We start from the raw sequence: 17,369 nt of genomic DNA, 5'->3' as shown, positions 1-17,369 counted from the left end.
TGTAAAAGTTTTGTAAAGTTCCACAAAGATCAACATACGATACAATTTTAATCAGTAGTAGCTATTCATTTTCTCTGATGATTTCCCTATAAAACAGTTATCCCCTATCTCATCATATACAAGTATCATTTATACGGCCGCGTGTTTTTCAGTGTTGTATACTTGTCCACATTTATTACACGATATGCATAAACCATAAAAAAAAGCACACTATCTTTTCAGATAGTGTGCTTTTTTACAATTTTTTTATTCATCATCTTGATCTTTATTTTTATTGTCTTTGTCATCTTTTGGAGTTTCACCATTTACTTCTTTGTTTTTCAAATCAAAGTAAGCGTCCATAATTTCACGACCAATATATCCATTAATACCAGTCTTATCATCATGTACCCACGGAACGACAACAGAGAATGCTACTTCTGGATCTTCAAGTGGCGCATAACCTACTAATGTTAGGTTATATGTTTCCACACGTTCACCGTTTGCCTTTCTACCAATCTCTTTATCTCCGCCATACACAGTTTGCGCGGTACCTGTCTTCCCTGCCGCTTTATATTTTGCACCTGTAAAGTATTTTGTAGCTGTACCACCTGAATCATTATACACTTGTCTAAATCCTTCTTGAACACGTTTAATTTGCGATTCTGGCATATCAACACGATTTAATACTTTCGGTTCCATAGATTGAACAACTTTCCCAACTTCATCTGGTTTCACTGCTGGTTGACGAATTTCTTTTACAACTTGTGGTTGCATACGATATCCGCCATTGGCAATCGTCGAAATATATTGCGCTAATTGAAGCGGTGTATACGTATCATACTGTCCAATTGATAAATCTAGTAAGAAACCTGGTTGACTACTTCTACCCATCTGACCAGCAGATTCATTGGGTAAATCAATTCCTGTTTTTACACCCAGTCCAAACTGTCCGAAATAATAACGCATCGTATCAAATGCTTTTTGAGGTATATCTAACGTACCACCTCTCACATATGGAACACCAGCGATATTCATCGCTGTTTTAAACATATAAACGTTAGAAGACATTTTTAAAGCTGTAAGGTCATTAATATATCCCATCGTTTTCCAAGACGACTTCGTAGGTGTACCTTTTAATTTAATTGGTTCATCCAATTGTACTGCCCCTGGTTGAATCGCACCAGTTTGATATCCAGTAAGTACTGTTGCACCTTTTACAGTTGACCCCATCGGATAAGAACTTGTCATGGTACCTAATGCAAAGTCATTTACTTTCGTTTGACCATCTTCATTAACTAATTGTTTCCCAGCCATGGATAAAACTTCACCATTTTTCGGATTCATCATTACAACGAATGCGCGATCTAAAAGAGGTTCGCTTCCTTTAAATCTCATTAAATTATTCGCAAGAATATCTTCCACACGCTTTTGTAATTCCATATCAATTGTTAAGTTCAAGTCATTACCACTTTGCCCTTTTGATACATTAATCGTTTCTAAAATATTACCGTTTTTATCTGTAACATTTCTAACTTCTGCTTTCGTACCGTGCAGGCTATCTTCATACTGTTGTTCAAGATAACTTTTTCCTACTCGGTCATTTCGATTATAATCACGGACAAGATAGTAATCTAGTCTTTCTCTCGGTAAGCCTTCATCAGATGTCGACACCCCACCAAGTACACTTCGGAATAAATCATCGTACGTATATTTTCGATCCCAATCAACATTCGTATCTACACCTGGTAATGCTGCTAGGTTTTCACTAATAATCGAATATTCCTTTTCTGTAGCATCCTTTTTAATAACTTGAGGTGTCATTGCATATCCGCCATCCATCTTACTCTTAATCGCTAGTATTTCTAGATCTTTTGCGGATAATTGATTAATCTCTTCTTCTGTTACACGACTGCGCTGACGCTCGTCTAATTCTTTATCATCAATTTTTTTATCTTTAAACTCTTGACGATCTTTATTCGTAATTTTTTCTTTAGCTTCCTCTTTATGCATAGCAAGCCAATAATCTTTTTTATCGCGATCTGTTAATTTATCTGTCGGTACTTCAATCAAATCTGCTAGCTTTTTCGCTGTTTCTAAGCGATCCTCTGCAGTTGATCCTTTCATTTTTGTAAATGTAATAGTACGAATGGCTGCATTATCTACTACAGGTCGCCCATAACGGTCAAATATTTTCCCACGCGGTACAGGATTACTTATCGTTGAGTTTTCTTTCTTCTCCACTTCATTCTTATATTCTTCACCGCGAACAATTTGTACATATCCGAGCCTTACAATAACCGCGGAGAACATTAAAAACACGCAGAAAAACAGCACGTTTAACCGAAAAGGAACGTGGGTCTTTTTCTTATTTTGCTTCTGCTTCTTGCTCATACAAACCCCCTCTACCAACAGCTATGTAATGTGAAAGGGACACCTTCATACAGGTGTCCTCACTGCTGTTTTACATCTTTTTCTATTCTAGCATAAAACAAACGAGAAGTTAACCTTCTGGTTCAGTTTGATTCTGCGTAGTTCCTTGCGTTACAACACTTGTTTTATCTGCATTTTCCCCATCATATTTGACATTTTTAACTGCAAAATAAATAAGAAAATGTCCAGCACCTAAAATACATAATAAGTAAGGTAAACTTTTTTCAGGTGGAAAGAATAGTACAGCACATAAAAAACTTAAAATGGAACAGATTCTTCCGGCATTTAACCATAACTCCCGGACAACGACATATTCCACACGCCATTCTCTCGCATTTTTAGCTCTACCAATTACGTCATATGTCATTGACCCGTATGGAACAAGTAAAATAGGATATGCAACCGCAATACATGCCGCATAAATAAGTAATTTCGTGTATGTAACATTGAAAATAACTAAAAAGACGACAGCATATAAAATAATGCCCCCAAGTAAAATTGCTTTTTTTCGCCACTCTTTCTTTAACATGCGAGCGACCAAGTAATAACATACAAAGGATACAGCAGAGTTCACTAAACTATATTTCCCTAATGCGAACTCACTATTAGTTGCTAAATACACATATACTGAAATGACAAAAATAAACGTTCCTTCTCTCAATCCTTGGAAAAAATGAGCTCGTGTAATCTTTCCCCAATTTTTATCAACTCTTCGTTCTTTCAATACTTGCACAATTTCATAACGCCCTTCACATTCTCTTTTAGATAAAAAGAAACTTAAGACGACAGCAATTGCAAATAAAACTAATGAAAGAAAGAATATAACAGTATAACCACTCCATTTCTCCATGCGTGAAATTGTGTATCCTGCTGCTATTGGTCCAATCATCCCAGAGAAAGATGTAAGAAGTCCAAGAAATCCATTAAAGAAATCTCTTGTTTCTGGTTCTGTAATTTCAAATGTCAATAAGTTAAAAGCCAACCAGTAAAAACCGTATCCTACTCCTAAAAGAGCCCCCATTAATAAAATATACTGAGAAGCACTTTTTCCAGCCACTAAAACAACGATAAAAAAAATTGCGAGCGTTCCTACTCCTATTCGTAATAAAATCGAGCGATCGATACGTTTCGCTAATTTCCCCCCTACAAGAAATGTGAGAGGCTGTAATACAACGCTGGCCAAATTATACAAGCCAAGATTCACATAATTTTGTGTTTGCTTCCATAAATAAATATTTACAAACGTATTCGATAAAGAAATTGCGAGCGTGTATAAACCTCCTATAAGGAGCAATAACACTAAATCCCGATTCACTTCAACGTCACCAATTATATGTTTCCACTTCATACACAACTCTCCTTTACTTCATGTTCTAGTCTTCCAAAGACAAGCCCAATTATGTAAAAGGAAAGCATAGAAAAAAGCTAGGGGCTCTTCCCTAGCTTTTTCTATATTTATTACGATTATTTTGCTTGTTGGTAACGTTTTTCAGCAGCGTTCCAATCTACAACGTTCCAAAATGCGCCGATGTAGTCTGGACGACGGTTTTGGTAGTTTAAGTAGTAAGCGTGCTCCCAAACATCTAAACCGATAACTGGAGTTTTACCTTCAGTTAAAGGAGAATCTTGGTTTGGAGTGCTTGTTACTTCTAACTCACCATTGTTTACTACTAACCAAGCCCAACCAGAACCGAAGCGAGTTGCGCCAGCTTTTGCGAATTCTTCTTTGAATGCATCGAAGCTACCGAATTTCGCTTCAATTGCAGTTGCAAGTTCACCTACAGGTTGTCCTCCGCCGTTTGGAGATAAGATTGTCCAGAAGAATGTATGGTTAGCATGTCCGCCACCATTGTTACGTACTGCTGTACGGATCGCTTCTGGTACTTCGTTTAAGTTTGCAACTAATTCTTCTACGCTTTTGTCAGCTAATTCTGCATGACCTTCTAAAGCAGCGTTTAAGTTTGTAATATACGTGTTGTGATGTTTTGTATGATGGATGTTCATTGTTTCTTTGTCAAAGTGAGGCTCTAAAGCATCATACGCATAAGGTAAATTTGGTAATTCGTGTTTTGCCATTGTTATATTCCTCCCAGTTTATGTATTGCCACTTAGTGACATACAACTTCATTCTACCCTAATTGCCATAGGGTGCAAACAAATAAATCACATTGTCTTGCTATCATTAAAGTAGCAAAATTCCCACTTCTTTTCAATTAAAATGCTCATATATTCCGTAAAAAAAGCTTCCTTCTACAAGGAAGCTTCCTGCTAACATAATAAACATGCGAAATGGATATGGACCCTGTAGGACTCGAACCTACGACCGGACGGTTATGAGCCGTCTGCTCTAACCAGCTGAGCTAAGGGTCCACAATTATGTATGTAACAACATATCAAATAAAGGAATTCCTATCGGATATGCCCTTTAAGAAAGGTAAGATAAATTTACCATATAGAAAAGAAAAGTGTCAATTGTATTTTTCTTATTTAAAAGAAGAAAGTTAATAAAAAGAAATTTAGTTATCTCCACTATATGTAAATATAATATATCTTGAGATTCTCTAGATTCCTACGTTACAATGATTTTATACATACATAAAGGAAGTGAATCTATGTCCATATTTACCCAATTCGTAAAAAGCATATACTCGCCTAAAGATATGGCGCTATTCCGTTTTCAAAAAATCGGTAAAACCATTTTGTATATTATGCTACTTTGCTTAATTACTACTATTCCAAGAACTTTTTTGTACGGTAGTTTTATCCAAGATGGTGTAGGCATGGTAAATCAAGTCATCGATAAAGATTTACCTGACTTTAAGATTGAAAATGGCGAACTAAAAGCCGATATTGATCAACCCATTGAAAAAGAAGAAGGAAATGCACTTTTCGTATTTGATCCAAATTCAACAGACCTAGAAAAATATCAAAATAAAACAGGTTTATTTGTTTTAAAAGATAAAGTAGTCTCTATGGGAAATGGTCAAACACAAACGTATTCTTATAACGATTTGTTAGGTGCATCTCTTGAGAAAAAAGATCTACAAGAATTTATTTCTTTATTCGATAATATTTATCCAATTTTATTATTCGTTATCGGATTCTTAGTGTACCTATTCCAATTATTCATCACTTTTGTAGGCGTGACCTTACTTGCGTTCATCGGTTCTGCTATGAGCGGTCAACGTAAACTATCCTATAAACAAGTTTGGACACTAACTGCATACAGCTACACAATCCCAACCATTTTCTTCATGATTATGGATTTATTCAAAATCGTCGTACCTGGGGCAACATTCATTTATATCGCTGTTGTTTTAATCGTTCTATACTTAACGATTAAAGAGGTACCCCAACCGAAAGAAAAATAAAAAAATGCCTAAATAGGCATTTTTTTTTTGGACAAGCATATATTCCTAGCAAAGGAGTGAAGAATATGAAGAGGTTAGGTATATTCCTATTCGTGCTTGTTCTCGGTTATGTATTTTATTACGATATAAAAATCGGTACTTTACCGATGTTAAGTTCATATAAAAAAACAACCTCTGCCCAAACGATTAAAAAAGAGAACGCAGACAGCCAACAAAATAAAGAGAATAAAACAGAAAAAGAAACGGATACATCTTATAAAACAATTGAAGTAAAAACTGGTGAGACAGTTCTTTCTATTACAGAACAAATTAACAAGAAAAAAATTCCTTCCATAGAAAAAGTCATTGACGACTTTAAACTATTAAACAAAAGTACATCTGCTACAAAAATCCAAATTGGAAAGTCTTATAAATTCCCGTTATATCAATAAGCTATCACTTAATCCTTGTCAATTACATAAAGGCGCTGATACAATAGTAAAAGTGAAACCGAGCACTTCGGTTTCTATAGCCCTATATCACGTATACTATCATTGATATGAGGGACTAAATAAGAAACTTCTTTTATAAGGAGAGCGATCTATTCGTGAATGAAATGACTCATCGTACAAAAACACGTCCAGTTAAAGTCGGTAATTTAACAATCGGCGGTAATAATGAATTAATTATACAAAGTATGACAACAACAAAAACACATGATGTTGAAGCAACAGTTGCTGAAATCAAGCGTTTAGAAGAAGCCGGCTGTCAAGTCGTCCGCGTTGCCGTTCCAGATGAACGCGCAGCAGATGCTATTGCTGATATAAAAAAACAAATCAACATTCCACTTGTTGCTGATATTCATTTTGATTATCGCCTTGCTTTAAAAGCAATTGAAGGTGGCATTGATAAAGTACGTATCAATCCAGGTAATATTGGTCGTCGCCATAAAGTAGAAGCTGTTGTAAATGCAGCAAAAGAGCGCGGTATTCCAATCCGTATTGGTGTAAACGCCGGTTCATTAGAGCGTCACATTTTAGAAAAGTACGGGTACCCAACTGCAGATGGTATGGTTGAGAGCGCGCTACATCATATTAAAATTTTAGAGGACTTAGATTTCCACGATATTATCGTATCTATGAAAGCCTCTGATGTTAACTTAGCAATCGAAGCATACGAGAAAGCTGCTCGCGCTTTTGATTACCCATTACATTTAGGTATTACAGAATCTGGAACATTGTTTGCTGGAACTGTAAAAAGTGCCGCTGGTCTTGGAGCAATCTTAAGTAAAGGCATCGGAAATACACTACGTATTTCATTAAGTGCTGATCCAGTTGAAGAAGTAAAAGTTGCTCGTGAATTATTAAAATCATTCGGTCTTGCGTCTAACGCAGCGACACTTATCTCTTGTCCAACTTGTGGTCGTATTGAAATCGATTTAATTAGCATCGCTAACGAAGTGGAAGAATACATCTCTACACTTCAAGTACCAATTAAAGTTGCAGTACTTGGTTGCGCTGTAAATGGCCCTGGTGAAGCTCGTGAAGCTGATATCGGTATTGCTGGTGCACGTGGAGAGGGATTATTATTCCGTAAAGGGCAAGTCGTTCGTAAAGTACCAGAAGAAACAATGGTAGAAGAACTGAAAAAAGAAATCGACGTAATTGCTGCTGAAATGGCTGTTGAACGAGAAAAAGAAAAAGAGACACAAGAACAATAAAAAGAAGGTTGCCACAATATTTGTGAGCAACCTTCTTTTCTACGTAAAAAAGCTCGTCAGTTATATAACCGACGAGCTTTTACTTTGCACATTTTGGACAACGACCATATATTTCAAACTTATGACCCGTTACTTCATAACCAGTAAAATCTTTATTCATAAAATCCATTGGGCAGGAAGTAATCTCTTTCGTCCCCCCACAATCCAAACAAATAAAATGATGATGATGTTCCATAATAGAACAAGTAAAACGAAAATGTTTTTCACCATTTAATTCCGTTTGTTCTAAAACACCAATCTCAGCAAAAACTGTTAAGTTACGATAAATCGTATCAAAACTAAGCCCTGGATAGTCGTCTTTCATATGCTCTAAAACGTCTTTCGCAGTTAAATAACGATTATGTGCTGCAAATAATCTGAGCATCTCTTCTCTTTTTCCAGTATGTTTGTATCCTTTTTCTTTCATTAGGCGTAAAGCTTCCGTTAGATTCATACCTATCCCTACTTTATGCAGTTTTTTTCTTCTTCCATAAAATCGCACCGATTAAAATAAGAACTGCTATCATAACAATTGTACCACCTGGCGCTAAATCAAGTTGATACGAAGCAAACATTCCACCAATAACTGCAATTTCACCAAATAAAACGGAAAAGAAAATTGTTTGTTTAAATCCTTTAGCAATACGAATACTCGCTGCAACTGGCAACGTCATTAATGATGATACGAGAAGAACCCCTACTACACGCATTGATACTGCAATGACAAGAGCAACTAATATAATGAAAATAAAGTGAATCCATTTCGCTCTTAAACCAGTTGATACTGCGTATTCCTCATCAAATGATAGTAGAAACAGCTCTTTATATAATAAAATAATTGTCGCAACAACAACAATTGCTACAATCCCAATAATAATTAAATCCGTACTTGTTACAGCACTAACACTACCAAATAAATAACTAAATAAGTCTGTGTTAAATCCATTTGCAAGTGAAATGAAAATAACTCCAACTCCCATCCCTGCCGAAAGGATAATCGGAATTGCTAATTCTTGATAGTGCTTATATACAGTTCTTAACTTTTCGATTAGTAGCGCTCCACCAATTGAAAAAATCATCCCCATATATAAGGGGTTTAAAAATCCACCTGTAAAAATGGTTTTTTCAAGTAATAAACTTGCTGCAATACCTGATAACGTCACGTGACTTAATGCATCCGCAATAAGAGATAAACGACGAATAACAACAAACACACCAATTAGCGGTGCAACAAGTCCAATTAAAATACCTGCGTATAAAGAATTACGTAAAAAGTCATATTGTAAAAAATCTTGTATCATTATATCCTCCCGTGATGCTCATGTTCGTGTTCTAAACGATGAACATGATGTCCATATAAGACGGACATTTCTGCATCTTCTAACTCTCGGAACTTCTCTACATTTCCATGGAAATGTAGATGTTGGTTTAGGCATGCAACATGTGTTACTTTTTCGGTAACAGCTCCCATATCATGAGTAACAAGAATTAATGTGATTCCCAACCTTTTGTTTAAATCCTCTAATATTTCGTAAAAACTTTCCACATTTTTTACATCAATTCCAACAGTAGGCTCGTCTAAAATAAGCAATTCAGGATCACTAACGAGCGCACGAGCAATAAATACACGCTGTTGCTGTCCACCAGAAAGCTCTCCAATGTTACGACCTTGAAACTCACTCATCCCTACATCAGCAATTGCTTTTTCTACCTTTTTCTTATCTTCTTTTGTGAAAAAGCGAAAAAGCCCTTTTTTCGAAACAAGTCCCATTGACACAACTTCAGAAACAGTTGCTGGAAAACCAGAATTGAAACTATTTGCCTTTTGGGATACATAACCAACTTTGTTCCATTCCTTAAACTTCTTACTATCAACGCCAAACACGCGAACGCTTCCTTCTTTTGGCTTTAAAACCCCTAATAAACACTTAAGTAAAGTTGATTTACCTGAACCATTCGGTCCCACTAAACCTAAAAAAGCTCCCTTCGGAACTTGCAAATTAATATTTTCTAACACATTCCGATCTTCGTATCGGAATGTTAAACCTTCAATCTCTAATATATTATTCATAGCATCTCACCTATTTTAATTCAGAATGATTCCGATTTATATCTATTTGAATTATAGTACAGCTTATTATAGTTGTAAACCAATCTGCCTAAAATATATCTATTTTTTCAAGAAACCTTACTATTATAACAAAAAGCAGAGAAAAATTCTCTGCTTTCGAAAAATATTCCTATAAATTTTTAGTGAATAGCCGATTTAAACTTACCACCATTTGTCTCTTGCGTGTTCATAATCGTCACAAACGCATTTTCATCAATTTCATGCACAATTGATTTTAACTTCGTCACTTCTAGACGCGTTACAACTGCATAAATAACTTCTTTTTCTTTATCCGTGTAACCACCTTTTGCTACCAGCTTTGTAGTTCCACGGCCAAGACGATGCAAAATCGCGTTTGATACTTCCTCGTATTGATCAGATACAATTAAAACCGCCTTCGTTTCATCTAGCCCTTGAATTACTGTATCGATCGTTTTAAATGCAATATAGTAGGTCATAACAGAATACATCGCTTGTTCCACACCAAACACAAATGCTGCCCATGCAAAAATAAATAAGTTCACAAACATTACGAATTCACCAACAGAGAACGGTAATTTCTTCGTTAATAAAATCCCCATAATTTCAGTTCCATCTAACGACCCACCATGACGAATTACAAGTCCTACACCAAGACCTAAAATAAGCCCACCAAACACTGTCGCTAAAATAGGTTCTGTTGTAAATGGTGGCACCGCATGTAACGTTGACTCAATGAAAGCTAACGCTACAATACCAAATGTCGAAGATAACATAAATGTTTTTCCAATTTGCTTATAACCCGAATACATAAATGGGATATTGAGAACAACGACTAAAGTAGAAAAACTTAACCACCAAATGTTAGGAGTAAGATAATCTAATATAAGAGAAATACCAATAATTCCACCATCAATAATTTTATTTGGCATTAAAAATAGTTCAATCGCTACCGCCGCGCATGCTGCTCCAAAAATAATCATAACTAAACGATAAATGAGATGAATAACACTTTCTTTTCGATGTTGCTTTTGCTCCATAGGTCCTCCCTTTACTCTTTTTCTGTAGTTTTGTCCTTATATTATAACATACGCTTCTTTTCCTCATGAAAAAAGAAACTCCATACGAATATGTACAAGCTATATGCTCATATATTTCGATAGAAGAACGCGTGAAGGAGGATAACAAGATGAACCTCATAAAACAAATTGTTAATAAAAAATTAAATCATATTTCTACAAAAGAGTTATTAAAATATAGCAAAGAATATGAAGTTTCTATTACGACTGCACAAGCTGACCAAATCGTTTTACTTATGAAAGGTAAAAATATTAATATTTACGATAACAACGAGCGACTAGAGCTCTTAAAACAGATCGCAAGAGTAACTTCCCCTGCCACTGCCCAACAAGTAAATACATTATTTCAGCAACTACTAAAATAAGGAGGGGATTTCCCCTCCTTATTGTGCTTTAATTTTTTCAAGAATCCCTTCATCAAAATTACCGTTTTTCAGCATTTCGATTTCCAATTTGTATGGTGGTTTCTTATCTTTTTTATCTTCCCCTACATACGGTGTTTCAAGAATTTTTGGTACATGCATTAACTGTGGATGATGTACAATGTGATGCAATGCTTTATACCCAATGTGACCAAATCCAATATTTTCATGACGGTCTTTTCCTGCTCCGCGTACATTTTTACTATCGTTAATATGAAGTACTTGTAAACGATCTATACCAACGATCTTATCAAATTCGTTTAACACGCCGTCAAAGTCATTTACAATATCATATCCTGCATCGTGCGTATGGCACGTATCAAAGCATACAGATAGCTTTTCATTATATTTTACACCATCAATAATCTTTGCAATTTCTTCAAAGCTACGACCGCATTCTGTTCCTTTTCCTGCCATCGTCTCTAATGCAATGTTAACCGTCTGTTCTGGCGTTAATACTTCATTAAGCCCTTTAATAATTTGTTGAATACCAGCATCTGCTCCAGCACCAACGTGCGCTCCTGGGTGAAGAACAATTTGTTTCGCTACACCTAATGCCGATGTTCTTTCAATTTCCATACGAAGGAAGTCTACACCTAATTGGAATGTTTCTGGCTTTGTCGTATTCCCAACATTAATAATATACGGTGCATGGACGATAATCTCCTCAATTCCATTCAGCTCCATATGTTTTCTTCCTGCTTCTATGTTCAATTCTTCAATTGGTTTTCTTCGTGTATTTTGCGGTGCACCTGTATAAATCATAAACGTCGTTGCACCATATGAAACAGCCTCTTCACTTGCTGCTAATAACATTTTCTTACCACTCATGGAAACATGAGATCCAATCTTTAACATACAATCACCTCTTCAATATACAATAGATATAATGATAGCATAATTTGTAGAAATATGTAGTGAATTGTTTGTTCACAAAAGACGCACTACACAAATTTATTTGACTATTTAAACAGACTATACTCTTCATTTAAATTAGCGGGATTAAAAAAAGATAAGGGAAACCCCTTATCTTTTTTTATTGCTATATTTTCTCTTCACTTTGTCACGTTCTGTTGCAAGTTTACGTTTATAGTTTGGTTTTACTTTTTTCGGTTTTTTAATAACTTTTGTTGCCATAACATCAAGTTCGTCATTTGGTTTTTTACGGCTCTTACGACGACGACGCTCACCTAAATCCGCCCACTCATCTCCACGTAAATCTACATGTTTAAACTCGATATGACGTTGTTTTTCTAAGCTATCTAACGCTTCTTCGTTTGCTGGATCATAAATCGTCACTGCAATACCAGAATGCCCCGCACGTGCTGTTCTTCCAACGCGGTGAACGAAGAAATCTAAATCTGATGGTAGCTCATAGTTAATAACATGGCTAATCCCTTCAATATCAATACCACGTGCTGCTAAATCAGTCGCAACAATATATTGGAATTCAAGGTCACGAATTTGTTTCATCATTTTTTTACGATCACGTGGTGATAAATCCCCGTGAATTCGTCCAACTTTTAAGCCGCGTTCCATTAATCCATCAGCAACTTGATCCGCCATCTTTTTCGTATTCGTGAAAACAACTGCTAAATACGGTTTAAATTGAAGTAGCATTTTATTCACTAAATCAATTTTATTACGATGTTTAGAAGGCACTAAATAGTGTTCAATGTTTCCAGCTGCAACTTGTTTTGGATTGATATGAATATGCTCTGGATTCTCCATATATTTCTTCAGAAACGGTTTTAGTTTTTGAGGAATTGTTGCAGAGAAAACTAGCATTTGCAAGTTTTTAGGCATACGTGCTGCAATTTTATCTACATCATGAATAAATCCCATATCAAGCATTAAGTCTGCTTCATCGACAATAATCGTATTTGCTTTATGAACAAATAATGCTTGTTCTTCAACTAAGTCTTTAATACGCCCTGGTGTCCCAACTACGATATGAGGTTGTTTTTTCAATTTTTCAATTGAACGTTGTTTATCAGTTCCACCAATTAAACAACGCGCTGTAATCATTTGATCTTCCGCACAGAATTTTGTTAATTTCACAATCTCTTCGTAAATTTGTTGTGCTAACTCACGAGTAGGTGCTGTAATAACAAGTTGTACTTCTTCACGGCTTGCATTAATTCTGTTTAATGTAGGAAGTAAGTATGCATGTGTTTTCCCAGAACCTGTTTGGGATTGCCCAATTACACTTACACCTTTTTTCACGACCGGGAAAATTTTCTGCTGAATTCCTGTCGGCTCTGTAAAGCGTAGTTCACGAACTGCATCTATTAAAAATGGTTTAAAATCATACTGTGTAAAAGTTTTTTGTGTCATAAGTTACACCTTCTTTCTAAAATTTCTACTGCGCGCACAAATCAGTCAAGTCTACATTATATCGAAATCTACAAGTAAAATCCATCTTTAGTTTAGGTTTTCACTTCAAAAACTAACCTTCTTCCCTTTTATTGCATATTGTATGTGTATATACCTAACTGAAGAAAGGAGGATTTCTCACATGTTTCCGAAATCCCCTACAAGGCAAATGTATCCGAATCAAGGGCAACAACCTTATACACCATATCCCATTCCACAACTACCACCAATGGCGCAAAAAAAGAAAGGTTTTCTTGCTAAGCTTTTTAAAAAACACGATCCAACCGAGCCTTTTATGCAAATGGTTCCGCCTTACCGACAAATGGAAGGCCCACCGATGATGCATCAGCAACCACCGCCGCAGCAATATCAACAGCAATATCAGCAGCAATATCCTCAGCAACATCCACAATATCAACCATACATGCAGCAACATCCTGAGCAAATGATACCGCCTCAAATGTATGAATCAAATGAAACGCGCGGCGGGGCAGCAACTACAGCTGCAGCAAGCAGTGGCATCGGCAGTTTTTTTTCGAATTTAATTTCGAATCCAACTAATATGATAAATAACATCGAAAAAGTATCCCAAGTCGTTCAATCTGTAGGTCCTGTCGTCGAACAGTACGGTCCTATTATGCGTAGTCTACCAAGCATTGTTAAAATCCTCACCTCTGGAAAAAGTACGGAAGAAAATCAAACGGAAAATGTAACAGAGCCAGTTGAGGTAAAAAGTCCGCCTCCTACACCTCAAAAAAAGAAACGAAAACGAAAGAAAATAGTGATTGAACCTGTAATAGAAAAAGAGTTACCGAAAGAACCAGTTCAACAAACAGCAACAAAACCAAAACTATATGTGTAACAATCCTTTGTTTTCTATCCACTCCTCCTTTATAATGTAAAAGACTATGCACAAAAGTATCCCTTGTTTAGAAGGAGAGGATTACTCATATGAAAATTGTTAAAATTTCCCCTCGTGGTTATTGCTACGGTGTTGTCGATGCAATGGTAATTGCACGTAACGCCGCATTAGATAAATCATTGCCGAGACCCATTTATATTTTAGGTATGATTGTTCACAATAAACATGTTACAGACGCTTTTGAAGAAGATGGAATCATCACATTAGACGGTCCAAGTCGCTTAGAAATTTTAGATAAAATTGATTCTGGTACTGTTATTTTCACTGCACACGGTGTTTCTCCAGAAGTTAAACAACGTGCAAAAGAAAAAGGTTTAACAACAATCGATGCCACTTGTCCAGATGTTACCAAGACGCATGACCTTATCGAAGCTAAGAAAGCGGAAGGGTATCATGTCATTTATATCGGTAAAAAAAATCATCCAGAGCCAGAAGGCGCAGTCGGTATTGCACCTGACATCGTTCACCTTATCGAAAGAGCCGATGATTTAAAAACATTAGAAATCCCAACAAATAAAATTTTAGTAACGAATCAAACAACAATGAGTCAATGGGATGTTCAACATTTGATGGAGGACATTCAAAAAAAATTCCCAACAGCAGAATTCCATAAAGAAATTTGTTTAGCAACCCAAGTTCGCCAAGAAGCTGTCGCTAAACAAGCTGATGTTGCAGACTTAACAATTGTTGTTGGTGATCCGAAAAGTAACAATTCAAATCGCTTAGCACAAGTATCACAAGAAATCGCAGGTACAAAAGCATATCGAGTTGCTGATGTAAGCGAAATCCAATTAGAGTGGCTACAAGGTGTAGAAAACGTAGCTGTTACAGCAGGCGCTTCTACTCCAACTCCAATTACAAAAGAAGTTATCGCTTTCTTAGATCAATATGACCCAATGAATCCCGCTACATGGGAGAGAGTTCGAAAAGTACCGTTACAAAAAATATTACCTCGTGTAAAAGTGAAAAAAGAACAATAATAAAAACCGTTGCCTATATGAGCAACGGTTTTTATTTTTCTTATACAAATGTAAATGGATCTGTATGTAATTGCGAAGCATGAATGTGTACATTGAGTTTCTTTGCATCCACTTTTTCTTGTAATTGCTTTCGCACACCTTGCTTCATTACTTTTTCAACGTTATGTCCTGGGTCAACTATATTTAAACCGAGCATCATCGCATCATGAGCAACATGATAATACATGTCACCTGTTACATATACATCCGCTCCTTTAAATTTAGCTTGATTGATGTATTTGTTACCATCACCACCAAGTACAGCTACTTTGCGCACTTTATCATCTAATTTCCCAACAACTCGTGCACCCTTTACATCTAATGATTGCTTTACATGTTCTGCAAACTGTCCAAGTGTCATTTCTTCTTTTAAGTATCCTATTTTCCCAAGCCCTAATGTTTCGCCTTTGTTATCAAGTGGATACACATCATACGCTACTTCTTCATATGGATGTGCCGTTACCATCGCTTTAATCACTTTTCGTTGTAGTGAAACTGGAATAATCGTTTCGATTCGCACTTCTTCTACGCGCTCTAACTGTCCAGTTTCCCCTACATAAGGATTTGTCCCCTCTTGAGGTACAAACGTACCTGTACCCTCGCTACTAAACGTACAGTGGCTATAATTGCCGATATGACCAGCACCTGCGTCTCCTAATGCTTTTCGTACTTCTTCTGCATGAGTTACTGGCACAAACACAACAACTTTTTTCATTTCTTCCGCATATGTTGGTGCTAGAACTTCTGTATTTTGCAACCCTAACGCCTCAGCAAGTAAATCATTTACTCCGCCCTTGGCAACATCCACATTTGTATGCGCTGCATAAATGGCAATATCATTTTTAATACACGTTTCAATAATTCTTCCGTACGCTTTATCTGTATGAATCGCTTTTAACGGATTAAAAATTAAAGGATGATGCGCGATAATGACATTCGCTCCTAATTGAATCGCTTCCTCCACAACTTCCTTCGTTACATCTAACGCAATCAATACGTGTTGTACAGATTTATTAAGCGCTCCAATCTGCAGACCAATTTTATCTCCTTCCATCGCCAAATGCTTCGGATACATACTTTCAAATAAAGAAATAATTTCATGGCCGTTTGGAATTTTACTCATGATAAAATCTCCCCTATCATTTTCATTTTCGCTTCTACTTCTGCACGTTTCGCTTTTGTTTCTTCAGAATTAGCCGCACGTTCTAACTGTTTTAAAATATTTTGGAAGTTTTTCAATTCCCCTTCCCATTTCTCACCAAAAGCTTCATTTTTCTCTTTTATTAGAAATGGCCCCATAAACAATCCCGCTTGTTTATTTTCCGAGTAAGGTGCTTCGACATTTCCTCGCTCTCCTACTAAAATCTCGTAAATTTTCCCATCTTCTTTTACGATTTTTTCATGGATAAGCTCCCAACCATTTTCAACAAACCATTCACGAATATGATGTGCTGCAATATTCGGCTGTAAAATTAAACGTGTTACACCTTCTAATTTTTCTTTACCACTTTCTAAAATGTCACGAATTAACGCTCCGCCCATTCCAGCAACCGTAATAACATCTACTTCTCCTGGCGCGATAACAGCTAATCCATTCCCTTTACGTACATCTACTTTATCTTGTAAGCCACTTTCAGCTACAGTTGCTTGTGCAGAACGAAATGGTCCATCTACAACTTCTCCTGCAACTGCTTTTGTAGCAATATTATTTATAATTGTATAACACGGTAAATACGCATGATCCGATCCAATATCAGCAACTGTAGATCCTACTGGTATTTCACGCACAACTTCTTCTAATCGTTTTGAAAGCTTTACTTCATTCATGTATTTCCATTACTCCTTCTCTTGTCAGTCTGTCTCCATGATAATGAATTTATAGTAGTTGTTGCAAGCCCATAACAACAATTCACTTCTATATCATTCATCGTATTTTAGAAA

General features: G+C 36.2%; 17 protein-coding genes and 1 tRNA gene. 6 read left to right on the top strand and 12 right to left on the bottom strand.

Annotated elements, in window-relative coordinates:
• Positions 1-246: 246 nt before the first annotated feature.
• The 4 genes from MHI28_RS25795 to MHI28_RS25780 all read right to left on the bottom strand — a co-directional run bounded on the left by MHI28_RS25795 (position 247) and on the right by MHI28_RS25780 (position 4,782).
• The gene (locus MHI28_RS25795) at positions 247-2,373 is read right to left on the bottom strand and encodes a peptidoglycan D,D-transpeptidase FtsI family protein (RefSeq protein WP_000038981.1); all 2,127 of its coding nucleotides are present in this window, start codon (positions 2,371-2,373) and stop codon (positions 247-249) included.
• A gap of 109 nt (positions 2,374-2,482) precedes the next feature.
• Entirely contained in the window at positions 2,483-3,760 is a 1,278-nt protein-coding gene (locus MHI28_RS25790; protein WP_000871388.1) for an MFS transporter, read from the bottom strand.
• A 116-nt stretch (positions 3,761-3,876) separates the two neighbouring features.
• Positions 3,877-4,488: a superoxide dismutase [Mn] gene (sodA, locus tag MHI28_RS25785; protein ID WP_001052032.1), complete on the bottom strand. Its 612-nt coding sequence runs from the start codon at positions 4,486-4,488 to the stop codon at positions 3,877-3,879.
• 220 nt (positions 4,489-4,708) lie between these two features.
• Positions 4,709-4,782: transfer RNA gene (locus tag MHI28_RS25780), tRNA-Ile, on the bottom strand.
• A 242-nt stretch (positions 4,783-5,024) separates the two neighbouring features.
• Here MHI28_RS25780 and yqgB point away from each other — a divergent pair.
• The 3 genes from yqgB to ispG all read left to right on the top strand — a co-directional run bounded on the left by yqgB (position 5,025) and on the right by ispG (position 7,482).
• Positions 5,025-5,783, top strand: coding sequence for a protein YqgB (gene yqgB / locus MHI28_RS25775; RefSeq protein ID WP_000021895.1), 759 nt, complete (start codon positions 5,025-5,027; stop codon positions 5,781-5,783).
• A gap of 65 nt (positions 5,784-5,848) precedes the next feature.
• Positions 5,849-6,214, top strand: a complete 366-nt coding sequence (gene yqfZ / locus MHI28_RS25770) for a protein YqfZ (protein ID WP_000825421.1) — start codon at positions 5,849-5,851, stop codon at positions 6,212-6,214.
• Positions 6,215-6,378: 164 nt separating this feature from the next.
• Positions 6,379-7,482 carry a flavodoxin-dependent (E)-4-hydroxy-3-methylbut-2-enyl-diphosphate synthase gene (gene ispG, locus MHI28_RS25765; protein ID WP_198284553.1) on the top strand — a complete coding sequence of 368 codons (1,104 nt, stop codon included), beginning with the start codon at positions 6,379-6,381 and terminating at the stop codon, positions 7,480-7,482.
• Between the two features lie 79 nt (positions 7,483-7,561).
• On the opposite strand, the gene MHI28_RS25760 is transcribed toward ispG, so the two are convergent.
• From MHI28_RS25760 to MHI28_RS25745, 4 genes are all read right to left on the bottom strand, one after another.
• Positions 7,562-7,975, bottom strand: coding sequence for a Fur family transcriptional regulator (locus MHI28_RS25760; RefSeq protein ID WP_001054516.1), 414 nt, complete (start codon positions 7,973-7,975; stop codon positions 7,562-7,564).
• A gap of 13 nt (positions 7,976-7,988) precedes the next feature.
• Positions 7,989-8,822, bottom strand: coding sequence for a metal ABC transporter permease (locus MHI28_RS25755; RefSeq protein WP_000613816.1), 834 nt, complete (start codon positions 8,820-8,822; stop codon positions 7,989-7,991).
• On the bottom strand, positions 8,822-9,592 hold the full coding sequence (locus tag MHI28_RS25750; protein WP_340828329.1) for a metal ABC transporter ATP-binding protein: 771 nt from the start codon (positions 9,590-9,592) through the stop codon (positions 8,822-8,824). Before MHI28_RS25750 ends, MHI28_RS25755 begins: the two co-directional genes overlap by 1 nt.
• 179 nt (positions 9,593-9,771) lie before the next feature.
• Positions 9,772-10,650, bottom strand: a complete 879-nt coding sequence (locus tag MHI28_RS25745; RefSeq protein WP_000435962.1) for a YitT family protein — start codon at positions 10,648-10,650, stop codon at positions 9,772-9,774.
• Between the two features lie 149 nt (positions 10,651-10,799).
• On the opposite strand from MHI28_RS25745, the gene MHI28_RS25740 reads away from it, so the two are divergent.
• Positions 10,800-11,054: a DUF2624 domain-containing protein gene (locus MHI28_RS25740; protein WP_001048959.1), complete on the top strand. Its 255-nt coding sequence runs from the start codon at positions 10,800-10,802 to the stop codon at positions 11,052-11,054.
• A gap of 18 nt (positions 11,055-11,072) precedes the next feature.
• Here the strand turns inward: MHI28_RS25740 and MHI28_RS25735 are convergent, their stop codons facing one another.
• Together MHI28_RS25735 and MHI28_RS25730 are read right to left on the bottom strand one after the other, a co-directional pair.
• Positions 11,073-11,969, bottom strand: coding sequence for a deoxyribonuclease IV (locus MHI28_RS25735; protein WP_000912458.1), 897 nt, complete (start codon positions 11,967-11,969; stop codon positions 11,073-11,075).
• A gap of 168 nt (positions 11,970-12,137) precedes the next feature.
• The gene (locus MHI28_RS25730; RefSeq protein ID WP_000192443.1) at positions 12,138-13,448 is read right to left on the bottom strand and encodes a DEAD/DEAH box helicase; all 1,311 of its coding nucleotides are present in this window, start codon (positions 13,446-13,448) and stop codon (positions 12,138-12,140) included.
• A 181-nt stretch (positions 13,449-13,629) separates the two neighbouring features.
• On the opposite strand from MHI28_RS25730, the gene vrrA reads away from it, so the two are divergent.
• The gene (vrrA, locus tag MHI28_RS25725) at positions 13,630-14,349 is read left to right on the top strand and encodes a VrrA/YqfQ family protein (RefSeq protein WP_086413528.1); all 720 of its coding nucleotides are present in this window, start codon (positions 13,630-13,632) and stop codon (positions 14,347-14,349) included.
• A gap of 89 nt (positions 14,350-14,438) precedes the next feature.
• Positions 14,439-15,389, top strand: coding sequence for a 4-hydroxy-3-methylbut-2-enyl diphosphate reductase (locus tag MHI28_RS25720; protein ID WP_000706663.1), 951 nt, complete (start codon positions 14,439-14,441; stop codon positions 15,387-15,389).
• Between the two features lie 40 nt (positions 15,390-15,429).
• On the opposite strand, the gene MHI28_RS25715 is transcribed toward MHI28_RS25720, so the two are convergent.
• Positions 15,430-16,551: a Nif3-like dinuclear metal center hexameric protein gene (locus tag MHI28_RS25715; RefSeq protein WP_000036250.1), complete on the bottom strand. Its 1,122-nt coding sequence runs from the start codon at positions 16,549-16,551 to the stop codon at positions 15,430-15,432.
• Positions 16,548-17,255: a tRNA (adenine(22)-N(1))-methyltransferase gene (locus MHI28_RS25710; RefSeq protein ID WP_001006546.1), complete on the bottom strand. Its 708-nt coding sequence runs from the start codon at positions 17,253-17,255 to the stop codon at positions 16,548-16,550. Before MHI28_RS25710 ends, MHI28_RS25715 begins: the two co-directional genes overlap by 4 nt.
• Between the last annotated feature and the right edge of the window lie 114 nt (positions 17,256-17,369).

The sequence above is a fragment of the Bacillus sp. FSL K6-0268 genome, from assembly GCF_038005425.1.
GTDB classification, from domain to species: Bacteria; Bacillota; Bacilli; order Bacillales; family Bacillaceae_G; genus Bacillus_A; species Bacillus_A thuringiensis_S.
Note: the sequence above shows the minus strand (reverse complement) of the source record. Positions and strands in the feature narration are given on the sequence as shown.